General features: G+C 43.1%; 25 protein-coding genes. 7 read left to right on the top strand and 18 right to left on the bottom strand.

From position 1 onward, the window contains the following. Window positions 1-137: 137 nt before the first annotated feature. The 5 genes from ACXACN_RS19160 to ACXACN_RS19140 all read right to left on the bottom strand — a co-directional run bounded on the left by ACXACN_RS19160 (window position 138) and on the right by ACXACN_RS19140 (window position 6,382). Window positions 138-1,997: an ATP-binding protein gene (locus ACXACN_RS19160; protein ID WP_474966922.1), complete on the bottom strand. Its 1,860-nt coding sequence runs from the start codon at window positions 1,995-1,997 to the stop codon at window positions 138-140. Between the two features lie 177 nt (window positions 1,998-2,174). Beyond that, window positions 2,175-3,044, bottom strand: a complete 870-nt coding sequence (locus tag ACXACN_RS19155; RefSeq protein ID WP_474966622.1) for a DNA-3-methyladenine glycosylase family protein — start codon at window positions 3,042-3,044, stop codon at window positions 2,175-2,177. 905 nt (window positions 3,045-3,949) lie between these two features. After that, window positions 3,950-4,729: a delta-lactam-biosynthetic de-N-acetylase gene (gene pdaA / locus ACXACN_RS19150; protein ID WP_474966621.1), complete on the bottom strand. Its 780-nt coding sequence runs from the start codon at window positions 4,727-4,729 to the stop codon at window positions 3,950-3,952. An 83-nt stretch (window positions 4,730-4,812) separates the two neighbouring features. After that, window positions 4,813-6,120 carry a Na+/H+ antiporter family protein gene (locus ACXACN_RS19145; RefSeq protein ID WP_474966619.1) on the bottom strand — a complete coding sequence of 436 codons (1,308 nt, stop codon included), beginning with the start codon at window positions 6,118-6,120 and terminating at the stop codon, window positions 4,813-4,815. A 112-nt stretch (window positions 6,121-6,232) separates the two neighbouring features. Continuing rightward, on the bottom strand, window positions 6,233-6,382 hold the full coding sequence (locus ACXACN_RS19140) for an SE1561 family protein (protein ID WP_220585678.1): 150 nt from the start codon (window positions 6,380-6,382) through the stop codon (window positions 6,233-6,235). Window positions 6,383-6,525: 143 nt separating this feature from the next. Here ACXACN_RS19140 and ACXACN_RS19135 point away from each other — a divergent pair, with 143 nt between their 5' ends. After that, entirely contained in the window at window positions 6,526-7,401 is an 876-nt protein-coding gene (locus tag ACXACN_RS19135; RefSeq protein WP_474966618.1) for a mechanosensitive ion channel family protein, read from the top strand. On the opposite strand, the gene ACXACN_RS19130 is transcribed toward ACXACN_RS19135, so the two are convergent. The 3 genes from ACXACN_RS19130 to ACXACN_RS19120 all read right to left on the bottom strand — a co-directional run bounded on the left by ACXACN_RS19130 (window position 7,371) and on the right by ACXACN_RS19120 (window position 9,575). Next, window positions 7,371-8,165: a YfkD family protein gene (locus ACXACN_RS19130; RefSeq protein WP_474966616.1), complete on the bottom strand. Its 795-nt coding sequence runs from the start codon at window positions 8,163-8,165 to the stop codon at window positions 7,371-7,373. The genes ACXACN_RS19135 and ACXACN_RS19130 overlap by 31 nt on opposite strands. A gap of 62 nt (window positions 8,166-8,227) precedes the next feature. After that, window positions 8,228-8,839 carry a YczE/YyaS/YitT family protein gene (locus tag ACXACN_RS19125; protein WP_474966615.1) on the bottom strand — a complete coding sequence of 204 codons (612 nt, stop codon included), beginning with the start codon at window positions 8,837-8,839 and terminating at the stop codon, window positions 8,228-8,230. 343 nt (window positions 8,840-9,182) lie between these two features. Beyond that, window positions 9,183-9,575 (bottom strand): OsmC family protein, encoded by a 393-nt coding sequence (locus ACXACN_RS19120; RefSeq protein ID WP_474966613.1) that lies wholly within the window; start codon window positions 9,573-9,575, stop codon window positions 9,183-9,185. A 155-nt stretch (window positions 9,576-9,730) separates the two neighbouring features. Here ACXACN_RS19120 and ACXACN_RS19115 point away from each other — a divergent pair, with 155 nt between their 5' ends. Then, a complete protein-coding gene (locus tag ACXACN_RS19115) occupies window positions 9,731-10,903 on the top strand; it encodes an MFS transporter (RefSeq protein WP_474966612.1) in 1,173 nt (390 codons plus the stop codon). Window positions 10,904-11,723: 820 nt separating this feature from the next. Here ACXACN_RS19115 and ACXACN_RS19110 read toward each other — a convergent pair. Both ACXACN_RS19110 and ACXACN_RS19105 read right to left on the bottom strand, forming a co-directional pair. Next, window positions 11,724-12,416: an amino acid ABC transporter permease gene (locus ACXACN_RS19110; protein ID WP_474966610.1), complete on the bottom strand. Its 693-nt coding sequence runs from the start codon at window positions 12,414-12,416 to the stop codon at window positions 11,724-11,726. 11 nt (window positions 12,417-12,427) lie between these two features. Continuing rightward, entirely contained in the window at window positions 12,428-13,309 is an 882-nt protein-coding gene (locus tag ACXACN_RS19105; protein WP_474966609.1) for a transporter substrate-binding domain-containing protein, read from the bottom strand. Window positions 13,310-13,542: 233 nt separating this feature from the next. Between ACXACN_RS19105 and ACXACN_RS19100 the strand changes: the two genes are divergently transcribed. After that, window positions 13,543-15,453, top strand: a complete 1,911-nt coding sequence (locus ACXACN_RS19100) for a heavy metal translocating P-type ATPase (protein WP_474966608.1) — start codon at window positions 13,543-13,545, stop codon at window positions 15,451-15,453. Window positions 15,454-15,501: 48 nt separating this feature from the next. On the opposite strand, the gene ACXACN_RS19095 is transcribed toward ACXACN_RS19100, so the two are convergent. From ACXACN_RS19095 to ACXACN_RS19085, 3 genes are read right to left on the bottom strand one after another with little or no spacing between them, the layout of a single operon-like run. After that, window positions 15,502-16,332, bottom strand: a complete 831-nt coding sequence (locus ACXACN_RS19095) for a YihY/virulence factor BrkB family protein (RefSeq protein ID WP_474966606.1) — start codon at window positions 16,330-16,332, stop codon at window positions 15,502-15,504. A 22-nt stretch (window positions 16,333-16,354) separates the two neighbouring features. Beyond that, window positions 16,355-16,684 (bottom strand): YtxH domain-containing protein, encoded by a 330-nt coding sequence (locus ACXACN_RS19090; protein ID WP_474966605.1) that lies wholly within the window; start codon window positions 16,682-16,684, stop codon window positions 16,355-16,357. An 11-nt stretch (window positions 16,685-16,695) separates the two neighbouring features. Further along, window positions 16,696-17,163 carry a low molecular weight protein-tyrosine-phosphatase gene (locus ACXACN_RS19085; protein WP_474966603.1) on the bottom strand — a complete coding sequence of 156 codons (468 nt, stop codon included), beginning with the start codon at window positions 17,161-17,163 and terminating at the stop codon, window positions 16,696-16,698. 220 nt (window positions 17,164-17,383) lie between these two features. Here ACXACN_RS19085 and ACXACN_RS19080 point away from each other — a divergent pair, with 220 nt between their 5' ends. Then, window positions 17,384-18,775, top strand: a complete 1,392-nt coding sequence (locus ACXACN_RS19080; protein WP_474966602.1) for an alanine/glycine:cation symporter family protein — start codon at window positions 17,384-17,386, stop codon at window positions 18,773-18,775. Window positions 18,776-19,424: 649 nt separating this feature from the next. Here the strand turns inward: ACXACN_RS19080 and ACXACN_RS19075 are convergent. The 5 genes from ACXACN_RS19075 to ACXACN_RS19055 all read right to left on the bottom strand — a co-directional run bounded on the left by ACXACN_RS19075 (window position 19,425) and on the right by ACXACN_RS19055 (window position 22,442). Continuing rightward, window positions 19,425-20,090 (bottom strand): SOS response-associated peptidase, encoded by a 666-nt coding sequence (locus ACXACN_RS19075; protein WP_474966600.1) that lies wholly within the window; start codon window positions 20,088-20,090, stop codon window positions 19,425-19,427. Window positions 20,091-20,214: 124 nt separating this feature from the next. Continuing rightward, window positions 20,215-20,586: a DnaJ family domain-containing protein gene (locus ACXACN_RS19070; RefSeq protein WP_474966599.1), complete on the bottom strand. Its 372-nt coding sequence runs from the start codon at window positions 20,584-20,586 to the stop codon at window positions 20,215-20,217. A gap of 11 nt (window positions 20,587-20,597) precedes the next feature. After that, complete coding sequence (locus ACXACN_RS19065) at window positions 20,598-21,053, bottom strand: nucleoside deaminase (RefSeq protein WP_474966598.1); 456 nt, start codon at window positions 21,051-21,053, stop codon at window positions 20,598-20,600. After that, complete coding sequence (locus ACXACN_RS19060; RefSeq protein ID WP_474966596.1) at window positions 21,050-21,709, bottom strand: MOSC domain-containing protein; 660 nt, start codon at window positions 21,707-21,709, stop codon at window positions 21,050-21,052. Before ACXACN_RS19060 ends, ACXACN_RS19065 begins: the two co-directional genes overlap by 4 nt. Then, window positions 21,699-22,442 (bottom strand): YkgJ family cysteine cluster protein, encoded by a 744-nt coding sequence (locus tag ACXACN_RS19055; protein ID WP_474966595.1) that lies wholly within the window; start codon window positions 22,440-22,442, stop codon window positions 21,699-21,701. The genes ACXACN_RS19060 and ACXACN_RS19055 overlap by 11 nt, the downstream gene beginning before the upstream one ends. Before the next feature lie 164 nt (window positions 22,443-22,606). Here ACXACN_RS19055 and mreBH point away from each other — a divergent pair, with 164 nt between their 5' ends. The 3 genes from mreBH (at window position 22,607) to ACXACN_RS19040 (ending at window position 25,106) form a co-directional block, all read left to right on the top strand. Then, window positions 22,607-23,614: a rod-share determining protein MreBH gene (gene mreBH, locus ACXACN_RS19050; protein ID WP_474966594.1), complete on the top strand. Its 1,008-nt coding sequence runs from the start codon at window positions 22,607-22,609 to the stop codon at window positions 23,612-23,614. Window positions 23,615-24,399: 785 nt separating this feature from the next. Next, window positions 24,400-24,705, top strand: a complete 306-nt coding sequence (locus ACXACN_RS19045) for a hypothetical protein (RefSeq protein ID WP_474966592.1) — start codon at window positions 24,400-24,402, stop codon at window positions 24,703-24,705. 29 nt (window positions 24,706-24,734) lie between these two features. Continuing rightward, window positions 24,735-25,106 (top strand): DUF1428 family protein, encoded by a 372-nt coding sequence (locus ACXACN_RS19040; protein ID WP_474966591.1) that lies wholly within the window; start codon window positions 24,735-24,737, stop codon window positions 25,104-25,106. The last annotated feature ends 21 nt before the right edge of the window (window positions 25,107-25,127 follow it).

The following is a 25,127-nucleotide window of genomic DNA, read 5'->3' as shown; positions in this document are numbered from 1 at the left end:
AGGAAAAAGAAAAAAAGGACCCTTTGCATATAAAGTTTCCGTTAGTTTTTTCTTGTCGAATTTTTTAATTTCGTTTCCAAAAACGCTAATAATCAAAAAAAATCATCATCCCTTTGGATGATGATTTTTAAAAGTATCTATTTTGGTAGAGAGACAGTTACCGTTGTCCCGGTACCTTTTTGACTCTCGTATGATATTTCTCCATTCAGGTCTGAAATGATTTTCTTTGTCACCATTACTCCTAAACCGGTCCCTTTTTCTTTAGTAGTAAAGAAAGGTTCACCAATTTTTGCAAGTTCCTGTGGTGTTAATCCAGGCCCATTATCTGTAACGGATAGCGTTAGGTGAGTGCTGGACATCCGAATAGTTACCCGGACCTCTCCTCCTAAATCCACAGCATCAATGGCATTTTTGACAAGGTTGATTAGAATTTGATTCAACCGCTTCGGTTCTGTTTCGAATTTGTCCTGAATCGGATCACAATCAAAGAGAAGATAGATTTGTTTTTCATTCGCTTCAGGTTCCAACAAACGCAACACGTAGGAAACGAGTTGTTCCGGGTCTACCTGTTCAAGCTGAATGGATGACTTCGGTTTGGATAGCATCATGAAATCCTGAACGATGGCTTCAATGCGATTGACTTCATCAAGAATGATTTCCTGATAGTTATCCCTTAACTCTGGATTAGCTGCCCCAATCTGAAGGAAACCTTTAATTGCAGTCAAAGGGTTTTTAATTTCATGTGCGATCCCTGCTGACATTTGGGTAATTGTAGATAACTGCTGAGATCTTTCCTTGAATTCAAGCATCTCTTTATATTCCGTCACATCTTCATGAATTCCGAGCACATAAGAATTCCCGTAATATTCGACAGGAAAGCCTTTCGTACGGATCCATTTCGTTTCTTGCTTAGGACCTACAAGACGGTACTCGACTTCACTTTCTTTCTTTTCCATTTCCCCAAGAGCCGCTCTTAAGGAAGCACGGTCTGATTCATGTACACGTTCTACAAATGTATTTGGATCAAAGAAAGCTTCTCGACGGGAAATGCCGAACATTTCTTGAAAAGCTGGACTGACATAATGCAGTTCTTTAAAGTCAGGCTCGCTGATCCAAAAAACATCTTTGATGTTATTTGCCAGCAAAGCGAATCTTTCTTCTGAAGCTCTTAATGCTTTTAATTGATTTTTGTATTCCGTTATGTCCTGAAGGAACACAGTAATTCCCATCTCTGTAGGATGAACCGTGACCTGGACAACTGTTTTGGTTCTCTCAAGGAATCCTTCAAACTCCACAGTCTCTTGCGTTTCCATTGCCCTCAAATATTGTTGAAAGAAACGATAGTGTTCATGGATAGGAAAAATGTCCCACAACTTTTTGAAGTAGTTTTGTAAAAAAGGAACCATTGTCATTTCTTCCATTTTTGGATTGGCATACGTGACTTCCCAATTGTGGTTGATCAATGCAAGGCCGTGAGGGAATTTATCGACCAGATGCATCATTCGTTTTTTTATGGAAGAAGACCTAGATTCAGACATGTGTATCCTGTTTCGTTGGTGTCGATATCCGGCGGATGGGTTCAATGACAAAGTCGTTTCTTTTTGCTTCGAGGAGAGAGTCATGGAGGCTGGACCCTCGAGCAGGCCCTTAATGCTCTTGAAGGAAAAAGCAATCTGACCATTTGTCAGGTGAACCATTTTGCATTGATATTTATGCTTGTTCATATCAGTCAGCTGGACAGACGATTCCGTGAGACCTTCTGTAAGGAGACTGTGCAAGACCTGCTGCAATCGTTGTTGTCCGGGGTGACCAAAACTACGGATCCACTGAGAGAACGACATGTCCGACTCTTGCAGTTGAAGTGTTCCTTGCATCTGCTGATTTAGCGTAACCTTTTGTAGACGCAAATCCAGTAAGCATGCAGGTGTACCATTCAAACTAAGAACATCCAGAATTTCGCCGCTATGCACTTGGTCAGAATACCTCTCTCTAATCACCAATATTAAGACCTCTTTCCTTTTATCCGTTCAATATTTACCAGTACGTTTATCATTATAACGTAACCATTAACAATTTTGAATATTTTCAAAACAATTCACACTATTATTTTTCTATTTACAACAAATTATGAGACAGAAGACAAGGTTATGACTATTTTCTTCTTCCTTCTTCCTTCACCCTTCAATACTTCTCCATAGTGTTAAGGAAGCATAACTCAAATATGGCTCCCATTCCTTACTCCACCGCTCCATTTGCTCGTATGTCGGTTTCGTGTCCATATTGAAATAAAGTTTCAAAGCATTTTGAATACCAATATCAGCTTTTGGAAAAAGGTTCGGTCGACCAACTCCGAACATCATCCAGTTTTCGGCTGTCCAAGGCCCAATTCCTCTAACCTTTACGAGGTGCTTCATAATCTCCTCATCTGATTCATTCGCTAATGACTCCAAATCCAGCTTTCCATCTACAATCAAACGTGATGTATCAATGACGTATTCTGCTTTTCGCTGGCTGAATTGTAACTCCCTTAACGTCTCATAGGAAGTATCAGCTACGACCTCTGGATCCGGGTAAAACCACACCCCGTCCTTTTTTGTTCCCAGCGTTTCTACAAAACGAGTACTCAACGTGTAAGCGAATTTCATATTCAACTGCTGGTGAATAATCACTTTCATCAAACAGTCATAAAGATGAAAATCTTTGACAATAGGTGTACCAGGATGCTCTTGAAACATTTTTTTCAGTCTTGTATTTAAGAAGTGATGGTGCACTTTTTCTATATCTATATTCCATTGAAATAAATCAGATATGTGGGAGAGTAACGCTTCTTTATCTTTTTCACTGTCACTCGACACTTCAAAAGCAGGATCATCTGTAGTGCCAAGTCCCTGGACACGGACAATATGATGAGTTCCTCCCAGCTTCACTGGAACATCCACCCAACGCTCTTCCCGGTTTAGACGGGTTGTCGGGTCAAACGCCCACCGAAGCAGGGTATAATCAAAATCATAAAAAGTATTTGCTTTAAACTTTTCTTTCCACAAACTTTTTTTCCTCCCTTTTGTCGGACGATTTGTTTATAATTTGTTAAGAATGGGAACTATGCCCTAATAACCTCTTTTACTCTTTTCCACGTTCGTTCTTTTTCAAACATTGTTCTACATTCCCATACATCTGTCCAATCATTTTTCAGCACACATTCAATTGCATATATGCTCCTGATTGTGGAAGACTCAGTTTCGAGATGTTTGTAAGAGTTTAGGGGCTCCGGGAAACAGTTCGCTTTCCATGGGGCGGGCGGTGAGCCTCCTCAGGCTACGCCTTCCGGGGTCTCACCGTTTCCCTCCGCCCCTTGACCATAAGAGTGTCTCGAAACTACATCCGGGATAAGCTGCTTTTATCCTCCTACGCAGGCATGAAGTGCTATGTACCGAGCTTTTAGGTCCTGAATACCAAACGTCAGGAGGTTAACATTCTCATCTTTATTCAATCATAAAAGCTGATTCTTCCAGAAATGATTTCGAGAATCTTCCATGGCAAAGGGGCGGAGGGGAATGGCGAGACTCCTACCTTAAGTGTGGAGGTGCCTCGATCAGCGGCGTATGGACTGGACTGAGCTGGCGGAGATAAAGGAAACACGAAGAACGGATTGATTCGATGTTGACTTATCGTACAGAAGCGAGGGAAGTCTCACTAGCCGCTAGGCACCGAAACCGGATATCACGAAGAAAAAAGTGCTTGGTGAGACCCCACAGGACGCAGTCCGAGGAGGCTCGCCGCGCTCCCGCGGAAAGCGAGTCATTCCCCACAGCCCCATCCACTCAAAAAACATCTCGAAATCAATTCTTCAAGAAAACTGCCATATACTTTAATAACTTAATCATACACATACAATCTAACTTTTGATGAATATGAAAAACCACTGCACGGAATGTGCAGTGGTTTGGGCTTAAAGTCCCCAAACTGGTGCTGGAACCATCTGTTTGATCATGAGGTCATTCAAACTTCCAAATCTATACCCTCTTTTTGTCAATTCATCAATCAGTTGAGACAAGGCTTCCGCATTATCTTGAGAAACGGTGTGAAGAAGAATGACAGCACCTGGATGGATTTGATCGATGACACTTCTATAGGCGTATTCCCAACCACGTTGTTTGTCTGTTTCCCAGTCAACGAAAGCTAGAGACCAAAAGGCATGGGTATATCCGAATTCTTGCGCCCAGGCTAAGGTTTTCTCATTAAAGGTTCCACGTGGTGGACGGACGTAAGTCATCACTTCCTGGTCTGTCAACTCCTTGACGGCCTGTTCCACTTTTTCTAACTCACGTTTCATTTTCTCTTTCGATACTTTTGTAAAGTCAGGATGGCTCCAGGAATGATTTCCAATGATGTGCCCTTCCTTTGCCATTCGTTTTAATAGTTCCGGGGCACTATCAATGTAATGGCCGGTAACAAAAAAAGTGGCCGGTACATTTTTTTCCTTTAATACATCAAGAACTTGACCTGTGTACCCTTGTTCATAGCCATTATCAAAAGTCAAATAAACAACCAGGTCTCCAGAAGGATCTACATAAAAGCCATCATATTTCTGGATCATGGGTCCGTACCGTCCGACATCTGGGACAGAACCATCTTTCTTTTTACTGAATCCCCAGCCTTCAGCGAACGCCTGATTCGGTAAAGCTAAGATGAAAAACGCCATGAAAACGGCGAATGATTTTTTCAACATACGTACCACTCACTTTTTTCTTAGTATGTGTGGACATCCGATGAATATAAAAAAAGGCAAGTGGGAAAATTACCCACAAGCCTTTATAGAAATAGTGACGCTGCCCATCCGAAGATGAACAAGGGAATATTGAAGTGTAAAAATGTTGGTACACAGGTATCCCAGATGTGATTGTGTTTTCCGTCCGCATTCAAACCAGACGTTGGTCCAAGGGTACTATCAGACGCAGGAGAACCCGCATCACCCAGAGCTCCAGCTGTACCTATTAACGCAGCTGTTGCCATTGGTGAAAAGCCTGCTGCCAAACAAATCGGCACGAAAAGTGCAGCCAAGATCGGAATGGTAGCAAATGAAGAACCAATCCCCATAGTGACAATTAAACCGACGAGCAACAACAAGAAGGCGATGAATGCCTGGTTGTCACCGAGATAATCGGAACTGACTTCAACAAGAGCCGATACAGACTCTGTTTGAGTCAATACATTCGCATATCCTGCCGCTACTAACATGACAAAAGCGATGAAGCCCATCATGCCGATTCCTTCATTTACTACTTTATCTCCCTTGTAATAAGGAACGACACGGAAGATGAACATAAGAATAATTCCTGCAAGTGCAGCTAGGATAAGATTCTGCCATACCGCTTGAATCACTAATGTGACAACGATTGCGACAATTGTCCAGAAATGTTGACGGTTGAAAGTCGCTGTTTGTACTTTCTCGACTTCAAACCCGTCTCCTTCTGTCGGTACATCCGGCAATTCACGTTTGTTCCGGTACGTAAAGAAAATGGCAATGAATAGACCAACGATCATACCTGAACCAGGAATGATTAAAGACTGTGCGATTGAACCAATTCCGAGGTCGATTCCGCTGCTGCTCATCGATGATTGAATCGTTTCATGGAAGATGTATCCGAAACCGATTGGCAACATCACATAAGGAGCTTTCAAACCAAAAGTCAACGCTGCAGCTACAGCACGGCGGTCCAATTTCATTTCATCAAACAATTTCAATAATGGTGGAATTAATATAGGAATAAAAGCAATGTGTACAGGGATCACATTTTGGGATAAGCTCGCTACAAATGCGATGACAAGCACCATCATCGTTCGTTTATCCTTTAACACTCGGAGCAGGTAACCAATCAGCAATGACGTGATCCCAGAATAGCTGATCGCTACAGCAAATGCTCCTAACAATATATAACTAAGCGCCACACTCGTCTGCTCGCCCATACCGCCGACTAGTAATTCTAATGAACTTACTAATGTTTCACCGTTCATAAGTCCTGCGGTCAGTCCTGCGGCAAGAATGGCGATAATGACATTCACTCGTAACAAACTTAAGATTGTCATTACCAGGACAGAGACAACAACTGCCCATGCCATAAAGCATTCTCCTCTCACTCTTTTTCATGCATTAACGATTTATCATGATAAAGCACGAACGTAAAAAAATCAACCCTCAAAAAAAATGAGAGTCAATTCTGACGATAAACCCTTACCCCATGTTCTTTTCAAGGTCCTCTAACATGGAAATAAGACGATCAATATCTTCAACAGATGTTTCTTCTGGGTCTAGTTTTTCAATACGTCCCATAAAATCCGCCAGGCGCACTTTAAGATCTTCTATTCTCTCTTGTTGTGACATTTCTCTGCACCTCTTTTCATCAGCATTCATTCACGTTTTGACCATGTCCATCATAGTACATGTCACTATGACTGTCCACATAGAAGAAATCCTCCCACCACTAATGCTATAATGCATGTGAAAACATATAGGAGGACGAACCAATGTCTATAGCTGAGTTCGATACTTACTTGGATGAGAACCCTGTAATCAGGTTGTTAGTGATTGCAGCTATTCTTTTTGTAGTTGTTCTCATTCTCCGTAAAGTCATTCATACGTTTTTTAAGAAAACAGACTTCATTGAGGAAAGAAAGGAAAACACTCTGGAATCCATGCTCAATTCCATCATCAGTTACACCGCGGTCATTGGTTTCATTCTGGCCGTACTGGATGTATTTACATCTATTGAGAAATTACTGGCTGGTGCCGGAGTTATCGGTATCATTGTAGGTTTTGGTGCACAGAGTCTGATCAAAGACTTTTTTGCAGGCTTGTTTCTTTTGTATGAAAAGCAGCTCCACAAAGGGGACTTCATCTCTGTCAACAACACCTTTCACGGAACGGTTGAGGACATTGGTCTCAGATTCTTAAAGGTGCGCCAATGGAGTGGAAAGTTACTGACGATAAGTAATGGTCAGATCAACTCGATTGAAAACTACAATTTTGAGTATATGCGTGTCATTGAGAAAGTGACGACAAGTTTCCATCAAGACCCGAAACAAGCGTATCAAGTCTTAGAAAATGCCTGTGAGCGTCTCAATGCGGAATTGCACGAGTACTTGAAGAAAGATTTGACTGATAAGCCGTATGAACCTTTCCAAGTGTATGGCATGTCATCATTGAACCATGAACATCGTGGATATGAATACACTGTTGTTGGTGTAGTCAATGACCTGGTCTACTGGACAGCTGCAAAAAAAACGCGCCTCATTCTTGCTGAAGAGTTGTTTGAAAACAACATCTTCATGGCAGAACAGCGCGTAGAATTGACTTCATCTTTTCAAGAGGATCATTTTACTTCAAAAGAGAAACTTACGTGATCTTGGATCGGGATCCACGCCCCGATTCCTTGTCTCGTAACGTTTTTTATATTCAACGTTTTATTTGAACCTTTCAGTTGAATGTACACATCACCAAAGGTCACTTCCCCTTTTTCATTCACTGCTGGAGCATAAGCATGTAGAATCCCTACTTTGTTAATTGGCACTCCATAGGTATTGTTCTGCTTGGTCCCTTTACCAATGACGGTGTTGAAGGAAAGTGGAAGCTTCGTATTCTTTTGTGCTTCCAGAAGAATAAGCTTCATCATTTGGTCGCTGTGACTGATTCTCGAAGTCAATCCACCTTTGATCTGCTTTTCTTCTTTTTGTACATAACCTAACTTCTCTGTTTGCTTACCACCATGGTTGCTGTACTCATTCGTATTGATCTCCTGGTACTCCCAATTGATATTTGTTTCCTTGGATTCGTAAGCAAGCGGCCATCGCCCTAAAAAAATTTCGCCTCGATAACCAATAGCAAACGGGGAAGGCTTTAAGGACGTTTCATTTAACATTTCGATCAATTGCGGATTCGATATACGGACATCTGTATTTTCCAGCAATTCTTTCGTAATTTCTTCCGCTTCCAACAACTCTTGATCATCCGTTGAATTCGGATACGTATTGTCTTTGGATATGTTCAGTACATGGTTCGGAATCGCACTTTCTTTTTCTGTTTTCTTATTTTCAGCTGATATAGATCCAGCACTGATGAACATGAAAATCCCAATAAATATGATCAGTCCTAACCATTTTCTTTTCACATCATGGGCCACCTTTCTTTTTTTATATTTTGTGAAAAATGGCCCAGACTATACACAGCGAATCACGAAAGCATCTTGTTTATTGCGTGATTCGCCTTTTTATCGAAATATTGAATGAAGGGTCCAATTAAGAGCAGAATCATAACTGTGCCAATTCCAATCGGGCCTCCAAGAGCGAGGGCAAGCACTAGCGCAAAGACTTCCGTCAACGTTTTCGCTGTTCGTAAACTGAGTCCGAATCTCTTTTGCAGAGCAACCATGAATCCATCGATGGGATTCAGAGAAAACTTCGGTTGTATGTATAAAGACACGCCGAAGGCTATAATGGCAATGCCCCCAACCAACACCGTCAGTTGCAGCCAGAATGAAGTCAGTCCGAAAGAATCAAATATCGACAACATCCAGAAATCAATGAATCGTCCAATAACAAAAATGGTAATAACCGCTAATAAATCCGGCTTTTCTCTAGCTATGAGAGCGTTCGTAAAAATCAGCAGGCCCCCAATGATCATGACCCAGCTCCCCACAGTAAATCCGACCGTTTCAGAAAGACCGACATTCACAGCATCCCAAGCCCCAGCTCCGAGATCTGATTTAATCGTTAATGTTATCCCAAGGGATATGATGATTAACCCAATAAGATAAAAGAAAGCTTTGATTACGATATTCTTCATTCCATCCTCTCCTCTTCCCTTGAAGCATTGTCACATTTTCACTAACCCAATTTAAAATTCCATAATATGAAAAAAGTTGTAGAAAACTCGATTTCGAGATGTTAGTGTGAGTGGTTGGGGCTGCGGGGAATAGCTCGCTTTCCGCGGGAGCGCGGTGAGACCCCGGAAGGCGTAGCCTGAGGAGACTCACCGCCGGCCCCATGGAAAGCGAACGGTTTCCCGGACCCCCTAAACTCACCCAAACACCTCGAAACTGAGTCTTAAAGAAAAGGGAGCTTATTCGCAAGAGAATAAAGCACAAAAAAAGAGCGCTTATCCAAATTCAGGATAAGGCTCTTTCATTTTACTTGCTTAGTTGAATGCACTCAAGCGTTTCTTCTACCTCAATACTATTTTGAACCGATTGAACCATGGAGCAATTCTTCTGGGAAATATCCAGGTTCTTCAACAATTTATCCTGATTCAAGTGATACCCTTTAATCACATAGTGAAGGTAGATTTTTTCAATACGGTTGGCTTCATCAGGATTTCTCTCAACCTCAGCCGTAATTTTAATATCCTCATAGTCCGTTTTTTGTTTGTCCAGAATCTTCCTGAACACACCGATGCTACAGCCTGCAATAGATGCAACCATAAGCTGATATGGGCGGAAACCAAACGTTTCATCCCCAGAAATATTCAATTGGCCGTACTCAAACGATGTTCTTACACCGTTCTCTTTTAAATAAAAGTCCATGATTCATTCACTCCTTTGACTTTTTGATGCGCCTTTAGTCTTATAATAACCGTTTTTAGTAAGGAAATAACCTGCTTCTTTCAGAAGAAAGGCTTGTCCCCTTCTATCCATTTCTTATACGATAAGGAAGTATGAAAAAAGGAGGCCTTCCGCTTATGGTATCCAAACAAAAGAGATTCTGGATTCTAATTGGACTCGTAACCATATCAGGTTTTTCCCAAGGGATGCTCCTACCATTGATTGCTGTCATTCTAGAACAGAACGGTATATCTTCTTCCATCAATGGATTGCATGCCACGGGGCTTTATATAGGTATTCTGATCTCTTCTCCATTCATGGAAAAACCTCTGCAAAGAATTGGATATAAACCCATGATTATGATTGGTGGAGCGCTAGTCATCATATCTCTTGCCTTATTTCCATTCTGGCAGGCGCTATGGTTCTGGTTCATTTTAAGAGTCACCATTGGAATTGGCGATCAAATCCTGCATTTTGGGACCCAAACGTGGATCACAGCTACTGCTGAAAAGCACAACCGTGGTCGAAGCATTGCTTACTACGGTTTATTCTTCAGTGTCGGATTTACAATAGGACCTTTAATGACGAATTTATTGGTTTTTGGTATCTTCGTACCGTTTATCATTTCCTCACTCTTAAGTTTAATGGTGTGGATATTTATGATTTGGGTTAGAAACGAGACACCTGAAAAAGACCATACCACAGCCTATGGAACAAGTTCAATCAAAAGGTTCTCCAAAGCCATCAGGCTTGCTTGGGCCGCTTTTTTACCACCACTTGCCTATGGATTCCTGGAAGCAACCCTTCATGGCATTTTTCCTGTGTACGGGATGAGGATTGGCCATGAAGTGAACTTGTTATCTTTGATTATTCCATGTTTCGCTGCCGCAAGTTTATTTTCTCAAATTCCCTTAGGTGCATTGAGTGATCGGATTGGACGAAAAAAAGTCATTTTGACCGTTGTAGCGGGTGGAATCATTGCTTTCCTTGCCGCTGCCCTATTCGAAAATTCCGTGGCTGCTCTTTTCATCACATTCGCACTCGGTGGTTTGTTCGTCGGCTCCTTGTTCTCTCTTGGCATATCGTTCATGACAGACTTGCTGCCAAAAGACCTACTTCCAGCTGGGAATATTTTGTGTGGCATGGCCTTTAGTGTAGGAAGTATTCTCGGCCCTTTCTTGTCCGGATTTTTCTTGGACCTTTGGCCGAACCTTTCGTTTTTCTACGTCATCGTCACATTGCTGATCATCGTCTTCGCAGCTACTCTTTACAAAAAAGATCCAAGAGTTGCATCACTACAGCACTCCTAAAGCTACTCTTACGAAAAAGCTATTCAACTATATGGCTGGATTGTGGAAGACTCAGTTTCGAGACTTTCTGGGGTTCGTTTGCTATGGGAGGCGTCAGGGGTGGCTGGGAAGTTACTCGCTTTCCTGTGGGGGAGTGGCGAGCTTCCTCGGGCGGTCTGCCGCACTAAGGGATCTCGCCGATCTCCTTTCTCCCACGGGAGTCTCGCAGCTTCCCAACCACCCCATTCCATATTGTGATAAACGAACCCCTATACCAGGAAGGAGCATCCCCACCATCATTACCTATTGTAAGAAAGCGCTCTATAACAAGTGGTTATGAGCTCTATCTATACAATGGAGGTTTTGTGTTATTGCTCCTAAAACGTATAAAGAGCCTAATTCTGGAGGTAGTTTCGAGATACTTATATGGCAGAGGGGCGGAGGGGAATGGCGAGACTCCTATCTTAAGTGTGCAGGCGCCTCGATCAGCGGCGTATGGACTGGACTGAGCTGGCGGAGATAAAGGAAACACGAAGAACGAAGTGATTCGATGTTGACTTATCGTACAGAAGCGAGGGAAGTCTCACTAGCCGCTTGGCGCCGGAACCGGATATCTACGAGGAAAAAAGTGCTTGGTGAGACCCCACAGGACGCAGTCCGAGGAGGCTCACCGCGCTCCCGCGGAAAGCGAGTCATTCCCCGCAGCCCCCATCCACTCAACAAACGTCTCGAAACTGAGTCTTCAAGAAATGGGAGCTTTTGTTTATTATTTAGCGTTCAAGTTTTATATGAATAAGACAGAAAAAAGCCAGAGAAGATATTCTTCTCTGGCTTTCATCGTTTATAGATATCGGTTGTGACGCTTCTCCAGGTAATCTTGAAGAGCGGAGAAAATCATAGTTAGCGGCCAATAAACCAGTGCTGCTGTAATATACATCGTCATCGAATCGACCGTTCGTCCCGCTGCAATCTGCGCTTTGTTCAAAATCTCAGGAACAGAAATCATAGCAGCAAGCGATGTGGCTTTCAATAAATCAAGAAAGACATTCCCAAGCGGTGGAATAGCAATTCTTGTTGCCTGAGGCATGATAATCCTTCTGATTGATTGCCAGTACGTAAATCCGAGTGCACGGGAAGATTCCCATTGCCCATTCGGGACACTGTTCAGTGAAGCACGATTGATTTCTGCAATGTATGCTGCACTGTTTGTTCCGAATCCGATGATGGCGGCTACAGTAGCCGGCATTTTTATACCTACGACAGGAAGTCCGAAATATAAAACGAATAAATACACGAGGATCGGTGTACCTCGCATAAAAGAAATATAAAATCGGGCTGGCCATCTGAGCCAGACGTAATCTGATCCTCTCGCGAGTGCTAAAAAGAAACCCAGAATGAGCCCGACCAGCATACCACTTAAAGCGACCAGTAAGGTCAGCGGCACACCTTCGAGAATAAAAGGAAGGTTTGACCAGGCGCGCTCTGCATTAAACAGCTTTTCGATCTGTATCTCGTTAAATTCGATACCTAACATATGGGAGCTCCTTACAGATCGAGCCCTTCGATTTCACGGATATCCGCTTCTGGTTTTTTAGAAGCATCCTTGCCACCGAAGAACTCTTCAGAAAGCTTCGTCAGGGTGCCATCTTCCCTCATCTCTTGAAGGACAGCGTCGATTTCCTCTTTCATTTCGGTTGCTTCATTCGGGAGTACAATCGCTGAGTTTGTCGGATGAAACTTCAATTCCGGGTGAAGTTGAACTTCGATATTAGGCAGGGCTTTCAATGCAAGGGACTGCAAGTAATAATCATTGATGATAAAGTCTGTGTTCCCGTTTTCAACATCACGGAGGTACACATCATTTGTCACATTCCCATAAGTTTTTGTCTCTGCACCGAAATGTTCAGCAATTTGAGAGAAAACAGTTGTTGCTCCTCCTCCGTGAGTCTTTCCTTCAAGATCTTCCAACTTCTCAATTCCAGATAAATCAGACTCACGGACAATCATCGTGGAATAAGAATATTTGTATGGCTCACTAAATGTAAACTGCTCTTGACGAGCCTTCGTCACTTCCATGTCATTGATGACAGCATCAATTCGACCACTGTTAATAGCAGAAAGCAGACCGTCCACTCCGTATTCTTCAAATTTCAGCTCCAGGCCAAGACGATCAGCCACTTCTCTCATGATTTCTACATCATAACCAGTCATCTCATCAGAGTCTTCTGGATAGTATGAAGCTGGGAATAGCGTTCCAGATGTACCGACAACAATTTCCCCTTCTTCTTGAATTTCGCTCCATTTGCTATCGGAAGCCTCTTCGCTTTCATTGCTATCTGAACTGCTTTCCCCTTCTTCACTTGAACCACAAGCAGCGAGGAATGCGGCAAGCACAAGCATAAGTATAAATAAAAGACCTTTACGCATTCGTTGTATCCACCTTCCATATGTTTTTTGCACCTGTCTAATATAGCAACTTGACACCTGTAATATCAACTGCCTTGTTTCTTTTTTACACATTCCTTTATTTCCACTTGTATTATCACCCTTACATGGTATTATGATAATATATATTAAATTAAAATAATTTTAAATAAACTCTCTGATTTTCCGCATTAATTGACTTTGATTCTCAATTAACAAAAGGAGTTGAAAATTGTATGGAACAATTACGAACGTTCTCTTCCTTGAAGTGGTGGAAATTACCATCCTTGTCTACCCTGAAGGAACACACTGAATTGATTGCAGCTGTCATCAGCGGATTCCTTATTTTACTCGCGTGGTATGGAGAACACCATTGGGCATCTTCTGTTTATGTCAGTTTATATGTAACTGCCTTTCTTATTGGGGGGTTTGCCAAAGCGAAAGAAGGCTTGGAGGAAACCGTTAAAGAAAAATCACTCAATGTAGAATTACTTATGATTCTAGCCGCTATAGGCTCTGCTTCGATTGGATATTGGATGGAAGGAGCAATCCTTATCTTCATCTTTGCTCTAAGCGGAGCTCTGGAGACTTATACTATGAACAAAAGTCATAAAGAGATCTCTTCATTGATGAGTTTACAGCCAGAAGAAGCCTTCCTTATTACGAATGCCGGGTATGAGTGGGTCCCTGTAAGAACGCTGCAAATCGGTGATCAAATTTTAATCAAACCTGGAGAACGTGTTCCTGCAGATGGATGTATTGTGAAAGGGAGCTCAACATTAAACGAAAGTGCCATCACAGGTGAATCCCTTCCTGTAAGCAAAACAGAAACCGGAGAAGTTTTCGCTGGGACGATGAATATTGACGGAAGCCTCGTCGTAACTGTCACCAAACCATCAAATGAAACACTTTTTCAAAAGATTATTGCAATGGTCCAAAATGCTCAAAGTGAAAAATCCCCTTCACAATTGTTCATCGAAAAGTTTGAAAGTACGTATGTAAAAATCGTATTGGTTGTGGTGGGGCTCATGTTATTCCTCCCTCACTTTCTATTCGGATGGACGTGGATGGAAACCATTTACAGGGCGATGATTCTACTCGTTGTAGCCTCTCCTTGCGCCCTTGTTGCTTCCATTATGCCTGCAACATTATCAGCAATTTCTAAGGGGGCACGTCATGGTATTTTATTCAAGGGGGGCGTACACCTCGAACACCTTTCCCATCTCAAGGCGGTGGCCTTTGATAAAACGGGCACCCTGACGAAAGGGGAACCGGAAGTCACAGACTTCATTCCATTACAAGAGGACATGAAACCTTCCATTCTTTCTGTCGTCTCTTCCATTGAAAATGAATCCAACCACCCTCTTGCCAAAGCGATTGTGGGTTATGGAAAAAACAATGGCTGCTCTATATCTTCCATTGAAAACGTCAAAGATCATAGTGGAATGGGTGTAAGCGGCCATTACGAAAACGAAGAGTGGAAAGTCGGCAAAGCTGATTTCGTCGGGAAAGAAAAAGCTGCTGCCTACAAAGATAACTATGCAGAAACCCTTGCAACAGAAGGAAAGACCGTCATTTTTGTGGCAAAGAATGAGTCGATTGTCGCCCTCTTTGCCCTGAAAGATACGGTCCGAAAAGAAGCGAAAGAAGCGATCTCAACATTAAGAGCGCACGGTATATACACCATCATGTTGACAGGTGACAATGATCGCACAGCAAAAGCCATCGCTGATGAAGTCGGAATGGATAACTACATCGCTGAATGTATGCCTGATCAAAAATTGCGGGAAATGAAAACCTTAAAAGAACATTTTTCTCATGTTGGTATGGTCGGGGACGGGATCAATGATGCACCAGCGCTGGCAGAAGCGGATGTCGGGGTCGCGATGGGTGAAGGTACGGATGTCGCATTGGAAACAGCCGATGTTGTCTTAATGAAAAATGACCTCCCGAAAATCGGGGAAGCTATACAAGTTTCTCGTAAAATGAACAAAATCATTAAGCAGAACATCATTTTTTCCATCACCGTAATCATGCTCTTGATCGTAAGTAATTTCTTACAAATCCTTGATCTTCCTATAGGAGTCATTGGACATGAAGGGAGTACCATCCTTGTTATATTGAATGGGCTCCGATTATTAAAATAAAGACAGTAAAGGCGGAACCATAGATGGCTCCGCCTTTACACATATGCTCTATCCCCATGTTTCTTTTGTTCTACGATGGTGACTCATAGCGTTGATCTCCCCTCCCAGAATAATGACAACGCCTGAAAGGTATAACCAGATCATAAGTACAATCACCGTACCTAAACTCCCATATGTCGCAGAAAAATTGCCGAGACTGCTCACATAGAAGGAGAACAACAAGGAAACTAACTGCCATCCGAATGTGGCAAACACTGCTCCGGGGACGGTATCACGGTATTTTAACCGTTTATTTGGTGCCATGACGTACAAAAAAGACAAAACGATGTAAAAGATGATGGATGAGATTACCCACCTCATCCCATTCCATAACGTCAGGAAGTTTTCTGACAGTCCAAATACCGAAAAGAGTTGGATGCCGATCGTATGGCCGAGTACAGGAAGCAGAAAAGCAATGCCGATGACGAAAACCATGGCTACGGTCAGAACAATAGCGATGATTCGCGATACGAAAAACGACCGGTTCTCCCTTACGTTATGAGCACGATTGAATGCTCGCATAATGGCATTCACTCCATTAGAAGCGGCCCAAAGGGTTCCCAGTAAACCGATGGAAAGTAAACTTCCATTTTCGCTGCTCAATAAAGACGAAACATTTTCCGTAATCAAATCGAATGTTTCGGGTGGTGCATAGGTACTGACGAAAGCAAGGACTCGTTCTTCGTCAATATGTAAATACCCAAGCAGTGTAAGCAGGAATATCATAAAAGGAAACAAAGACAGTAGAAAAAAATAGGACAATTGAGCTGCCATCCCTCCGACATCATCTTCTCCGAAGCGAGTAAACAGCTCTTTGCCAAAATTCTTGATGATTTTCACGACATTCCCTCACCTCTTGTGATCAAGAAGCTTCTTTTGAATCGTCGACAGCCTTAAGCTGTTCTTTCACTTCTTGATTGATTTCCCCTACTTTATTCAGCATACTCTCTGCCTTGTCTAATAATTCCAGAAGATCTTCCACGCCCTTATTTATCTGAGAAGAAAAAGCTTCATAATTCACTCTAATTGTATGAATTGCTTCTGAAGGGTGCTTCACATAACTTTGGCACTTTGCCCCTGTTACTCGTGATTTCTCTCCTACATACTGTCTGGTTTCCTTATCCATAAGAGCAGCAATTCCTCCAACCAAAGCTCCTAAAAGGACACCTTTCCAAAGTTTACTCTGTCCCATAAACATCCTCCTCAAAGATTATGATCGTTTTTTATTTTCTCTAGAAGATTCGAACACCCATCATGAACGAGTTCATACACATATTCAAAATTACCGGTGAAATATGGATCCGGCACTTCGCTTTCCTTCGAATGAGGAGCGAAGTCCAGCAGTTTACCGACCACCACATCATTCTTTTCTCGAATCCCATTCAAATCCTGAATGTTTTTATTATCCATGGCAATCAAGTAATCAAAATCATCCCAGTCGGATTCCTTTACTTGTCTTGCACTCATCCCCTCATACGAAATGTTCTTATCATCAAGGATTGCTCGCGTTCCTTCATGAGGTTCGGCGCCAATATGCCAATGACCGATTCCTGCAGAATCGACAGATAATTTCTCTTCTAACCCCTCTTTTTTAACCAAGTCTTTAAAAATAGCTTCTGCCATAGGTGAACGACAAATGTTACCGAGGCAGACAAATAATACACGAATCATAACTTTGTTCCTCCAATGTAGTATTTCTCATCTGTTTATTTTCTATGAAATCGTAGAAAATCCTGCCGAATAAAAACAGTTCACCTAAATATCTTCCCTTTCCATGTCGAAATCAACCGTTTTTTTAATTTTTGTGCTCAAATGACCTTGACTTTTGTTTGTAATTTTCGGAATATTTAATATATGGACTATTATTAACAATATAGATAGGGGGAAGAAAATGGGGGAAGATAGTGCTCTACACAGTTTCTTAAGTGAATTGAGTGGAATCGTATGGGGACCGTTTCTTTTAGTTTTATTAGTCGGAACAGGGGTATATTTAACACTTCGTCTAGGTTTTCTTCAGTTTAAAACACTGCCGTACGCTTTGAAACTTGCTTTCAAACCAAGCAAGGAGAAGAACAAAAAGGAAAAGGGAGATATTTCCCATTACCAGGCACTTACTACAGCTCTTGCTGCTACCATCGGGACAGGTAACATCGCTGGTGTAGCAACAGCAGTTGTCTTAGGTGGACCTGGAGCCGTTTTCTGGATGTGGGTCACCGCTGTGTTCGGTATGGCTACCAAATATGCGGAAGCCGTGCTAGCCGTCAAATATCGGATTGAAGGAAAAAACGGTGAAATGTCCGGCGGGCCGATGTATTATTTGTCCCGCGGTTTGAAGACAAAGTGGCTTGGACGGCCTCTCGGTTTCTTATTCGCGATCTTCGGTGCAGTAGCTGCCTTCGGAATTGGCAACATGGTCCAGTCTAATTCAGTTTCTGACGTCATGGAAGGCACGTTTAATGTTTCTCCATGGGTGACGGGAGTTCTGCTGACTCTTTTAGCAGGCTTAGTGTTACTCGGAGGAATAAAAAGTATCGGAAAAGTCACGGCCTTCTTTGTTCCAATTATGGCTATCTTCTATGTAATTGGTGCATTAATCATACTTATTCTAAATTACAACATGGTCATCCCGGCATTTGGTACGATTTTAAATGATGCCTTTACAGCTAGTGCCCTCGGGGGCGGTCTACTTGGAACAGTTATTCGTTATGGTGTCGCACGTGGGGTGTTCTCCAATGAAGCTGGCCTCGGTTCTGCGCCGATTGCAGCAGCTGCTGCCCGCACAGACTATGCAGGGCGCCAGGCACTCGTTTCTATGACACAGGTATTCATTGATACCATTATTGTTTGTACAATGACAGGATTAACAATCGTCATGGCAGGGCAATATCAAGGCGGGCTGGACGGCGCCGACTTGACTTCTACTTCATTCCAGATCTTCCTTGGTGATGCAGGAGCGTATATTGTCACCATCGGCTTAGTCTTCTTTGCCTTCTCAACCATTGTGGGATGGTCCTATTATGGAGAGAAATGTTTCGGTTACTTGACGAATCAACGATTCATCGGCGTGTACAAGATTGTGTTCGTAGCATTTGTCCTCGTCGGAGCCGTATCGCAACTGAGTACCGTATGGGTTTTCGCTGATGTGATGAATGGCTTAATGGCCTTCCCGAACTTAATCGGACTATTGCTCCTCTCTGGAGTTGTAGCCGCCGAAACGAACAAGTTCTTGAAAGTCGCCAAAAAAGAAAAACAGCAAGAACGCGAACAACGCCAAGCTGGATAACCTTACAACCAATATTCAAAAAGAGCGTACAACACAAAGTTGTGTTGTACGCTCTTTTTATGGACCTCTACTTCAGAAACGCTCCCTTTTCTTGAAGACTCAGTTTCGAGATGTTTGTTGAGTGGATGGGGGCTGCGGGGAATGACTCGCTTTCCGCGGGAGCGCGGTGAGCCTCCTCGGACTGCGTCCTGTGGGGTCTCACCCTGCACTTTTTTCCCGCAGGAGTCTCGCCATTCCCCTCCGCCCCTTTTCCATATAAGTATCTCGAAACTACTTCCAGAATAAGCAGCTGTCCAGCGTAATGTAAGTTCGTGAATCCAACTAAAAACAAGCAGTTCTCTGCACTTTAACGCTTGCTATGAAGCGCTTTTTTTACTGGAAAGCAGTGTTAATGGAAAATGCTCCAATTGTGTAGGTGGGTTCGTTTCTCACAATATCGAATGGGGTGGTTGGGAAGCTGCGAGACTCCCGTGGGAGAAAGGAGATCGGCGAGATCCCGCAGGGCGTTTGCCCGAGGAAGCTCGCCACTCCCCCACAGGAAAGCGAGTTGCTTCCCAACCACCCCTAACACTCAATTCAGCAACGAACCCTGAAACATCTCGATACTGAGTCTTCAACAATCCTGCCATATTCTTTAATAAAGTGATGATTAGTCTATTGGAGTGATACAGTCGGGGCCTTCGTTTTTTGCTGAATTGACATAGTCACTAACCTCGTAGGCACAAAGGTCCTCCATGGTCAGCTGTTCAACAAATCCTTTAGCGTCTGCAGGTGCCCATTTCAATGGTTCAATCCACTGGTCCTGCTTTCCTTCAGGCAGTATAACAGGCATCCGGTGGTGGATTGGAGACATGAAATCATTCGCATCCTGCGTGAGAATCGTGCACGTGTAGAGGGGTTCTTCATCTCCATCCCATTGATCCCACAATCCAGCAAAAGCAAAAAGAGTACGGTTTTCCGGTTGAATTCTTACGGGTTGTTTCCCTGACTCTTTCTTTTGCCATTCATAAAAACTATCCGCTATGATCAAGCAACGCTTTCGACTCATCAATCTTTTATAGCTCGGTTTCTCATGAGCTGTTTCACTTCTGGCGTTAATCATTTTGTAGCCGATTTTAGGGTCTTTGGACCATGAAGGGACAAGCCCCCATTTCATATAACCTGCGCGCTTCTGTTTGCCGTCATGGATGACCGCCAGTACTTTTTGACCTGGTGCGATGTTGTACCTTGGTTCATATCCATCGATTGGTCGTTCTATTCCGAACTCTTTCAGGATTTCAGCTTCTTCGGCTAATAGGGTGTATCTTCCGCACATAAGAGTACCTCATCCTCTCTATTGACATTCGTCTCTGTGTTTCTAAGCTTGGACATTTTGGGTAAAGAGTATTAAAAATTTTTCCATTCTACCCTTCCACTTATTTAACGGATTTGAGCGCGGCTCAGAAGCCAAAACGGCGATCAATCTTCCTTTGATATTGCTTGAACGCTCCTGATTGGTTCATCTTCCTCTTTTCCATCATCATATCAAAACGAAGCTTTTTCTCTTTCCACTCCTTTTTATAGTGGGCGGATAACTGTGGATCTTTGATCTCAGCTAACAGGTCTTCAATCTCTACCATTTCTTTTTTCAGGATCATTTCTTCAGGAAGCATATTGGCATTCTTCAGAATACGGTAGCTGTTTCTGAGTTCCGGAGGCAGATGAGCAAATTCATCTTTTGGCAGCGGCTTTCCTTTCCCCGGCAAGTTGTCGAAGTCCCCTTTTTCCATGGACTGTTTAATTTTTTCCTCAACCAAGTGCCCAAAGTCCATCTTTAAGCCTCCTATCCTTTTTTCGTAGCATAGGCTTGCATAGCATCCCATTCTTTAGTTTCAACGGGTTCATGAATCATATTGATTTCCCGTTGTTCCTTCGGCTTTTTGAGGTCTTGATAAACTTTTTCTGAAAGGGTGAGTCCGACACGACTGGCCTCTTCAACGGATTGAGAATAAATAATTTCTTTCAGATTAGAGAAATACATGGCGGTGAGGCACATGGCACAAGGTTCCGCACTTGCATACATCGTGCAATCACTCAAATCGATGGACCCCCGTGCTTTTTGAGCTTTCTTTATTGCTACCAGTTCAGCATGAGCACTAACGTCCGGGTACACATGCAACTCGTTCACACCTTCAGCAATGATTTCTCCATTACAAACAAGGACAGCTCCGAACGGGTGACCCCCATCTTCCACATTTTTCACAGCTAATTGTAAGGCACGTTCTGAAAAAGGATTCATTGACCCTCCCCCTCTACTTTTTGTAAACGCGTGGTCAGTGATTGCTTCAAGCCATCAGCTAGTGGTTCTACAGCTACAATCCGGCTAAGTTTTCCTGTGTTGTCTCGATCGTGATAGCGCACTTCATTGACATCCTCTACCGTCACTCCATCAGGATGTTGTTCAATAAGCGTCATGTAATCGCCCGGGGTCACTTCCCCCTCCCGTAGCACTCTCAAATAAAATCCTGAAAATCCTTTTTCCATGACACGAGCTGGAAAGTCGTCAATACCATGAGTACGGGCAATGATGTAACAAGGCTTCCTCGGCTCTGATACTTGCAGAACCGCTTCTCCAAGTTGGAAAACATCACCAATTCGGATGCCCCGCTCATCAATCCCTTCCACCGTCAGATTCTCCCCGAAAGAAGGAAAGGTAAATTCTTGACCGTAATGACTTTCCCAGTGTCTATAGTGTTGGGCAGGATAGAGACAGACGGCCTTATCCCGTCCGCCATGATTCTTTTTATCCGCTTGTTCATCACCTTTAAAGTTCAAATAAGTTAAATGAACTGAACCATCGACAGGGGTTTTCCGGTAGGCACTGTTTAACTCGCCTTTATCTGTTTTATATGTTTCCGGACGACCGACATTTAAAGATAAGAGTTTATACTTCACTTAAAGTCCCTTCTTTCCATTGCTTGATCCAGGCCGGGAGGTAATCATAACTCCAGGCATCCATCGGATAATCCACAAAAACATCCTCACCATTTTCATATAGCGCTTGAATCAACTCATTGATGCTTCCAAAATAAAATTGATAAAGAAATTCATAACTGAACGGTTCTTTTGGCATGTGCTGATCCGCACAAACCTGTGGGTCACTATAATTTAAATACGTGCGACAAGGAATCGGCCGCACTTCATAGGCCATACATAATTGAGTCTCCGGGTCCAGCAGCGGACAGGGCAGGTTCAATTTTTTGTATTCAAGCTTTGTCTCTGGTGCTTCATAGTCCATAGCCATTGCTGCTTGTAATTTGCCCTGCTGTTTTTCATAATAATTTTCCCAGTGAGCATAGATTGCTTTTTTTCGATCTTCCGGGAAATGATCAATGGAACGAAATAACATTTTCGCCTCCATTTTTGTAATGACAATAGGGAAATAGCAGCAAAAAGCACACCCCATAAAACAATTCGGTTTCATGGAGGTAAATTCCTCCATCCGCTCAATCTCGTGGTCTACTTCGGTAAGCAGACGCTGAAAACCACTCAATATCACGGTTTCAGTATCCTGTTCACTATCTAATAAATCATCGACTATTTCATCGAAAAAAGAAGCATCAATTTCATACGATTGGTTTATTTTTTCGCACCGCTTAATAATCTCTTCATGTTTCAAATAACTCATAAAAAAACTCCTCTGTGTATCGTTAGTCCCATTATACATGGAGGATGATACCGGACACCACTGTCTCCCCGACCACGAATTTCCTGTTGTTCAACCCCCAAAAAAATCCTATGATATGAGAAGACCTATATATAGAATATTTTTACCTTTGGAGGTACGTCTACATGTTATCAAACGCAGAAATCGGTATCGATCTTGGTACTGCTAATATATTGATTTATTCAAAATCAAAAGGAATCTTACTCAACGAACCGTCAGTTGTTGCTTACAATACAGAAACAAAAAATGTCGTAGCTGTCGGAAAAGAAGCAAAAGAAATGGTCGGAAAAACACCGAGAAACATCATCCCTGTCCGCCCGCTGAGAGATGGTGTCATCGCTGATTATGATATGACCGCACAAATGTTAAAAGAGCTTCTGAAAAAAGTGTCCAAAAAATCCGGTATATCCATGCGTAAACCGACCGTCGTCATTTGCACACCTTCGGGTTCGACTTCTGTAGAACGCCGCGCCATTCACAATGCGGTTAAAAGCTACGGAGCTAAAAACGTACACTTGATTGAAGAGCCTATTGCCGCTGCAATCGGGGCTGATCTACCCGTTGATGAACCGATTGCAAACGTAGTTGTAGATATCGGCGGAGGAACAAGTGAAGTGGCCATCATCTCCTTCGGTGGTGTCGTATCCTGCAAATCTATCCGTACAGGTGGAGATGTCATGGATGAGGAGATCATCCAGCACGTCCGGAAAGCCTACAACGTATTAATCGGAGAGCGCACAGCTGAGCAAATCAAAATGGAAATCGGCTACGCACTCATCGACCACCCGGAAGAAACGATGGAAGTCAGAGGGCGTGACATGGTCACAGGTCTTCCTAAAACCATTGAACTAAAATCCACGGAAATTCAAGGAGCATTGAAAGAGTCCCTTGAACAGCTCTTGGAAACCATTCGCGCAACCCTTGAAGATTGCCCACCAGAACTAAGTGGCGATATCGTAGATCATGGTGTCATTCTTACAGGAGGCGGATCCTTGCTAAACGGCATGCAGGATTGGCTAGCCAACGAAATTTCCGTACCCGTACACATGGCCCCAAGCCCACTCGAATCCGTAGCCATCGGAACCGGCCGCAGCTTGAAGATGATACAGAAACTGCAAAAAGCAAGTAAGTAAATTTGAAGTGTGGAACCACCCTGGGAGACTCGACAAGCATAAGACAAGCGGCGCAGTGGAGTGTTCTTCCTCCACGGAGGCGATTGACTTATGTCTCGAGAGTCTGGGTGGTGGAACCGGACAATCCGATATGCGGAAACGCCTCGGGAGCCCCGACAAGCATAAGACGAGGGGCGCAGTGAGGTGACCTTTCCTCACGGAGGCCATCGACTTATGTCTCGAGGGGCTAGGTGTTGGAGCTGGACAGACTAAAGTGTGGAACCACCCTGGGAGACTCGACAAGCATAAGACAAGCGGCGCAGTGGAGTGTTCTTCCTCCACGGAGGCGATTGACTTATGTCTCGAGAGTCTGGGTGGTGGAACCGGACAATCCGATATGCGGAAACGCCTTGGGAGACCCGACAAGCATAAGGCGAGGGGCGCAGTGAGGGGATTTTCCCTCACGGAGGCCATCGACTTATGTCTCGAGGGACTAGGCGTTAGAAAGTCCCCCCTACCTTGTCTAAAAATAAAAAGATGACAAAACCCTCGGGATTCCCGAGGGTTTTGTTGATTCAGCCACCTCTTTCATTCCTAATGAAGAAAAGCTTCATGAAGAAATTTCTCTTATAAGAGAGGGAATACCACCATTTGTGTCGAAATAACGCAGGTAGAAGTAAAGAATGATTCAAGGTTTTGATAAAATGTTTCGAAACAACCCCCAGAGTGGAAAGATGTGAGTAGCGTACGAAAGAACCACTCGGCAATCCACACGCAAAAGTTTACACAATAAGGAGCAGATTCCAATGAAACTTTCTACATTACTCAAGTGGTTAACAGGTGGGAGTGAAGCATTTTTAGCTATTCCGATTGCAGGGGGAGCCTTCATATTCAGTAACGGCTGGCTGCCACTTTTATTCATGTTTGTATTCCATTTGATTACACTCGTCCTATCAGCTAAAGATAAACGATCTTACGCAGGGAGTATTCTTGGTATGATCACAAGCGCCATAGGAGCCATCCCTTTTGTCGGCTGGGTCATGCACACAGTGACAGCCATTGTTCTTCTCATTGATGCCGGACGATCTACAAGGCTAGATAATAAATCCTGAGGGATTATATCATTGCAGGGGGAATCAAGATGTTTACGGTCATTTGTCTTTTTCGAGTGAACAAACAAAAATTGGATCAATTCATGGAATTGACCACAAAATCCGGTCAACTTTTAATGTCACATGGAGTTTTAGACCATAACATCTATTTCTCAAATAAGCTGACTGGCAGCCAAGGGTCCATGGGATTTTTGAACGTGGTTGATGTTGAGGAAGATGAAGAACTCATTCTCGGCCAATCCATTTTCAACAGTGAAGATCATTACTATGAAATTATGAGAACAGCAGGTTTTGATGATATGATCCAATACTTGGATGACCATATTAAAGATGTTGTAGATACAACCAGAATTATTACATCAAGCTTCACAACAGAACGTAGCAAAGAACTAGAAGCATAATTTCTTCGGAGGTGTCGGAAA

The organism is Halobacillus sp. AWM4_238, assembly GCF_056158265.1.
Note: the sequence above shows the minus strand (reverse complement) of the source record. Positions and strands in the feature narration are given on the sequence as shown.